1 pseudogene is annotated in these 296 nt (G+C 50.3%); it reads left to right on the plus strand.

Annotation, left to right across the window (positions count from 1 at the left end):
• Nucleotides 1-296, plus strand: a pseudogene (locus H6A12_RS13185) (FIVAR domain-containing protein); the annotation flags it as partial.

The following is a 296-nucleotide window of genomic DNA, read 5'->3' on the forward strand; positions in this document are numbered from 1 at the left end:
AGTGGAAGCGCTCAAAGAAGCAGACTACACAACAGCAACCTGGGCAGCTTTGATTGAGAAGCTGGATGCAGCGAAAGCAGTTGCAGGTGAACCGGATGCATTGCAGGATGCAGTCGATGCAGCATATGATGCACTGTTCGAAGCAAAAGAAGCATTGGTGAAACGCGCTGACAAAACAGCACTGAATACCTTGATTGCGGAAGTGGAAGCGCTCAAAGAAGCAGACTACACAACAGCAACCTGGGCAGCTTTGATTGAGAAGCTGGATGCAGCGAAAGCAGTTGCAGGTGAACCGG

This window comes from Merdimmobilis hominis, assembly GCF_016901855.1.
In the GTDB taxonomy this organism is placed as follows: domain Bacteria; phylum Bacillota; class Clostridia; order Oscillospirales; family Ruminococcaceae; genus Paludihabitans.